The organism is Pseudomonadota bacterium (assembly GCA_030775045.1).
Taxonomy (GTDB): Bacteria; Pseudomonadota; Alphaproteobacteria; order JALYJY01; family JALYJY01; genus JALYJY01.
Genome location: JALYJY010000140.1, coordinates 1 through 2,889 on the forward strand (window position 1 = coordinate 1; position 2,889 = coordinate 2,889).

Consider the following 2,889-nt stretch of genomic DNA (forward strand, 5'->3'; position numbering starts at 1 on the left):
CTGTACGTAACCGATGGCAGCAATGTGCGGGCCGGCGACGTCATTGCGGTCTTCAGCGATAACCCCCGGAAAAAGGCCGAAGTGGCCACGGCCAGCGCCCAGGTGGAAGTCCTGCTGGCCCGGCTTTAAGGCGCCAGGGCTGAACAGCAGAATGCCCGGGCTGAATATGAGCGCGCCATGGCCCTGGTCAAATCAAAGGTCATTTCCGTATCCGGCAAGGACACGGCAGAAACCCGCCTGACCCAGGCGGACGCCGGAGTGCTTCAGGCCGGAGCCGAGCTGAAAACGGCCGAGGCGGCGCTGGCCCTGCGGCAGGAACAGCTGAAGCAGTCTGTCCTGAAGGCCCCCATCGGGGGAACAGTTCTGCGGGTCCATGCCTGGCCGGGGGAGCGGGTGGGAAACGAGGGCGTGGTGGATCTGGCTGACCTGGCGGAGATGGACGTGGTGGCCGAGGTTTACGAGACAGACATCGCAAAGATATACCCTGGACAGAAAGCCGAAGTCCGCCTGCCCGGCTCTTCCGACACTTACCAGGCGCAGGTGCGGGAGATCGGATACCAGGTGCGCAAAAACGATGTCAGGGACACCGATCCCCTGGCCGACCGTGACACCCGGGTGGTCGAGGTGCGCCTGACCCTTCTGGACAGCGGGATCGAGGCCCTGCAGCACCAGATTTACCGTCAGGTCCAGGTACAGATCCAGCCATGAGTGCGCTGCGGGACTTTTTCCTTGCCGCACGACTTGCCTGGCGCCAGCTGCGCCACGACAGGGCAAAGCTGATCGCCGCCACCATGGGCGTCCTGTTCGCCTGTATCCTGGTGTTCATGCAGCTGGGCTTCCGGGATTCCCTGAATGCCAGCGCCGCTTCGGCCCCCGTGCGCATGACCGGCGACATCTTCCTGATCCACAAGCAGACCGAGGCCCTGTGGCGCACTGTTCCCTTCGAGCGCAGCCTGATGATGCGCGCCTTGGCCCATCCCGCCGTGGACCATGTGTGGCCGCTGTACATGCAGCTGGGCCAGTTCAAGAACCTGGACACGCGGGGCAAGCGGACCCTGATGGTCTATGGCTTTGACCCCGACGCCGGGCTGATGGACATCGAGGCCGTCCGCCAGCACCGGGAAGAACTGAAGCTGGAGGACACTGTCCTGTTCGACCGGGCCTCCCGCCCCGAATTCGGGAATGTGGCCGTCTGGCTTGCCGAAGGGCGCACATGGACCGAACTGAACGACCACCGGGTCAATATCATCGGGCTGATGCTGCTGGGCACATCCTTTGCCGCCGACGGCAACGTGATGACCAGTGAGCTGAACTTCCAGCGCATCTTTCCGAACCGCAGCCTGACGTACGTGGACATGGGCGCCATCTACCTGAAGCCCACTCAGGACAGGGAGCAGGTCAAGGCAGAGCTGATGCCCCTGCTGGGCAGCGATGTTCTGGTTCTCACCTATCCTGAGCTGATCCGGTTTGAGCAGAAATACTGGGCCGAGGTAGCCCCCATCGGCTTTATCTTCGGTTTTGGCGTCATCATGGGCCTGGTGGTGGGTATGGTCATCGTCTACCAGATCCTGTTCACCGACATCAGTAACAACCTCGGTGAATTCGCCACCCTCAAGGCCATGGGCTATTCCCAAGGATACCTGATCCGCGTTGTCTTTGCCTCCGCCCTCATCCTGGCAGTGCTGGGATTCATTCCGGGGCTGCTTATCTCGATCCAGCTGTACCGGCTGGCGGAAAGCGTGATCTTCATCCCCTTCCCCATGCCCCTGTCCAAGATCATCAGCGTGTTCCTGTTCATCCTGGCCATGTGCGCGGTGGCCGGGGCGCTGGCCATGCGCAAGCTGAAGGACGCCAACCCGGCGGACATGTTCTGATGAATCCCGTTATCGATATCCGGAACCTGGTCTTTGCGTATGGCAGCGGCGAGCTGCGCCAGGTGGTCCTGAAGGGTGTGGACCTGACCGTGGGCCAGGGGGAGATTGTTATCATCACCGGCCCCTCCGGCTCGGGCAAGACCACCCTGCTCACCATCGTGGGCGGCCTGCGCGCAGGCCATGAGGGCAGCGCCATGGTGCTGGGGCACGAGCTGGTGAACAGCACCGAAGCCATCCGCATGGCTATCCGCCGCCAGACTGGCTACATCTTCCAGCAGCACAATCTGCTGAAACCTCTCACCGCCCTGCAGAACGTGTGCATGGCGCTGGAGCTGCACAGCGGCCAGTCAGAGCGGGACCGCCAGACCCGGGCCGCCCGCATCCTGGACGAAGTGGGCCTTGGGGACAAGCTGCACTCGAAACCCGACCAGCTGTCGGGCGGCCAGCGCCAGCGCGTGTCCATCGCCCGGGCGCTGGTGGGCAATCCGAAACTGGTGCTGGCAGACGAACCCACTGCCTCGCTGGACAAGCAGAGCGGCCACGAGGCCGTGGAGATCCTGAAAAAACTGGCCCGGGAACAGGGCACCACCATCCTGCTGGTCACCCACGACTACCGCATCCTGGACATCGCCGACCGCGTGGTCTCGCTGGAAGACGGGGTGATTGTATCGTCCGGGTTGCCTGCGGAACCTCCTGCTCGCCCCGATGTTGGAAACGGGCGTAACCAGCAGCAGGAGCCCCGCAAATGACCAGCTTCCCTCCCCAGAGCCAGGACCACCAGCCCGGCAAAGAGACCGAAATGAACCCGCCGCCCCGGTCTTTCATGGAAAACTACAAAGCGGCAGGAAAGCTGAAAGGTAAAGTCGCGCTGGTCAGCGGGGGCGACAGCGGTATCGGCCGCGCGGTCTGCATTGGCCTCGCCAAGGAAGGCGCTGACGTGGCCTTCATCTATCTGGAAGAAGACCAGGATGCGCAGGAAACAGTCAAACGCATCCAGGCCGAAGGACGCAAGGCA

4 protein-coding genes are annotated in these 2,889 nt (G+C 62.9%); all 4 read left to right on the top strand.

Features of this window, described 5'->3' with window-relative positions:
* Window positions 1-177 precede the first annotated feature (177 nt).
* Entirely contained in the window at window positions 178-708 is a 531-nt protein-coding gene (locus M3O22_09140; protein ID MDP9196904.1) for an efflux RND transporter periplasmic adaptor subunit, read from the top strand.
* The gene (gene devC, locus M3O22_09145; GenBank protein ID MDP9196905.1) at window positions 705-1,874 is read left to right on the top strand and encodes an ABC transporter permease DevC; all 1,170 of its coding nucleotides are present in this window, start codon (window positions 705-707) and stop codon (window positions 1,872-1,874) included. The genes M3O22_09140 and devC overlap by 4 nt, the downstream gene beginning before the upstream one ends.
* The gene (locus M3O22_09150) at window positions 1,874-2,623 is read left to right on the top strand and encodes an ATP-binding cassette domain-containing protein (protein MDP9196906.1); all 750 of its coding nucleotides are present in this window, start codon (window positions 1,874-1,876) and stop codon (window positions 2,621-2,623) included. The genes devC and M3O22_09150 overlap by 1 nt, the downstream gene beginning before the upstream one ends.
* Window positions 2,620-2,889, top strand: a 270-nt coding sequence (locus tag M3O22_09155; protein MDP9196907.1) for an SDR family NAD(P)-dependent oxidoreductase, incomplete at its 3' end; no start/stop codon positions are given. The genes M3O22_09150 and M3O22_09155, both read left to right, overlap by 4 nt.

Coding starts and splice junctions, on each gene's coding strand:
- M3O22_09140 (MDP9196904.1), top strand. CDS start 178: ATGGCCCTGGTCAAATCAAAGGTCATTTCCGTATCCGGCAAGGACACG.
- devC (MDP9196905.1), top strand. CDS start 705: ATGAGTGCGCTGCGGGACTTTTTCCTTGCCGCACGACTTGCCTGGCGC.
- M3O22_09150 (MDP9196906.1), top strand. CDS start 1,874: ATGAATCCCGTTATCGATATCCGGAACCTGGTCTTTGCGTATGGCAGC.